General features: G+C 72.0%; 3 protein-coding genes. 2 read left to right on the forward strand and 1 reads right to left on the reverse strand.

The window, feature by feature from the left end; genetic code table 11:
* On the reverse strand, positions 1–420 hold a 420-nt coding region (locus tag ACFWX1_RS47170), incomplete at its 3' end, for a TetR/AcrR family transcriptional regulator (RefSeq protein ID WP_378396470.1).
* Positions 421–481: 61 nt separating this feature from the next.
* On the opposite strand from ACFWX1_RS47170, the gene ACFWX1_RS47175 reads away from it, so the two are divergent.
* Both ACFWX1_RS47175 and ACFWX1_RS47180 read left to right on the forward strand, forming a co-directional pair.
* A complete protein-coding gene (locus ACFWX1_RS47175; RefSeq protein ID WP_378396471.1) occupies positions 482–742 on the forward strand; it encodes a hypothetical protein in 261 nt (86 codons plus the stop codon).
* A 12-nt stretch (positions 743–754) separates the two neighbouring features.
* Positions 755–1397: maleylpyruvate isomerase N-terminal domain-containing protein (locus tag ACFWX1_RS47180; protein ID WP_378396472.1), on the forward strand; the 643-nt coding region annotated here is incomplete at its 3' end.

The following is a 1397-nucleotide window of genomic DNA, read 5'->3' on the forward strand; positions in this document are numbered from 1 at the left end:
GGGGCGCGCGGGGGGGGCGGTGGCGGGGGGGGGGGGGGGGGGGGGGGGGGGGGGGGTGGGGGGGGCGCGCGCGGCCGCGCCGCGCCGGCGGCGCCCCCCCCCCCTCCACTTCGCCGCGTCCTTGCCTGTCGCGTCGGCGGGTGTCAGGGCCGCGATCAGCTCGTCGCGGGTGGTGGCGCGGGCGAGGATTTTCCGTAGTCCCCGGAGATGAGTGCCGGCGTCGGCTTCGATGAGCGTCAGCCACAGTCCTTCCTTGCCGCCGAAATGCTTGTAGACGGCGCCTCGGGTGTAACCGGCGTCGGCCGCGATCTCCTCGACGGTCGCCGCCAGGAAGCCGCGTCGCAGGAACACCTGCCGTCCGGCCTCCAGCAGGTGTTCGTGGGTGCGTCGCTGCTGCTCGGCCCGTGTCAGCCGGTTCATCGCCCGTCCATTCGGTAACAGAGTGTTTCTGGAAACACGACGTTACTGTATCGTCGGGCGCATGGAGTTCCTGGCACCCGCGGCCGCGTTCCTGAGCCTGCCCCTGTTCCTGGCCGGGTTCGCGTGGTACGCGGTCCGTGCCCGCCGCTGTGGCAGCGGCCAGTCCCTGATGGCGCCGTTCGAGGAGATCTGGGACCCGATCGCCCACAAGACGAACATCGAGATCCGGATCGAGGCCGAACGGCAGCCGGAGACACCCTCGCCCGGCGATCCGCCCGCGGGCCGGGGCGAAGACGCCTTGGGGCGACAAGGAAAGGCCTGACAGACTGGCCGGATGCGCACCCGAGCAGATCACCTGGACGCAGTGTTCCCCACGGCGGGGGCTATCGCTCTCGACCTGATCCGGCGAGCCGAGGTCATCGAACAATGGCAGCGGCCGAGTGTGCTGCCGAAGCTGTCGGTCGGGGCGCTGGCGTGTCACTTCGGACGGCAGACGGTGCGGGCCGCGGAGTTGCTGCCGGTGCCTGCCGACGTCCCGCCGCTGGACTCGGTGGACGCGCACTACCACCGGGCCGCCTGGGTCACTTCGGCTTCCCTGGACGACCCGGCCAACGACCGCGGCACCGACGACGCCGAGGCCGAGCTGGGCGCGGTGGCGCTCCAAGAGCGCGTCGCCGGCGCGCTGGAGACGGTACGAAGTCTGCTCAGCGGTGGCGGGGCGGGGGAGACCGTGTACATCCCGTGGCAGGGCTGGGCATTGCGCAGGAACGACTTCCTGCTCACCCGGATGCTGGAGATCGTGGTGCACGCCGACGATCTGGCGACGAGCGTCGGCGTGCCCACCCCGGAGTTCCCGGACGAGGTCTTCGCGCCGGTGCGTGATCTGCTGGTGCGGCTGTGGGGGGTGGGGGACGGCCCGGGCAGGCGGGTCAGATGGGTTAGCGGGGGCGAGGGGGGGGCGCTGGGAAACGAGGTGT

The organism is Amycolatopsis sp. NPDC059021, assembly GCF_042739895.1.
Lineage (GTDB): Bacteria > Actinomycetota > Actinomycetes > Mycobacteriales > Pseudonocardiaceae > Amycolatopsis.

Bases quoted from the DNA above. Each gene is read 5' to 3' on its own strand.
- ACFWX1_RS47175 (WP_378396471.1), top strand. From the start codon at position 482: ATGGAGTTCCTGGCACCCGCGGCCGCGTTCCTGAGCCTGCCCCTGTTC.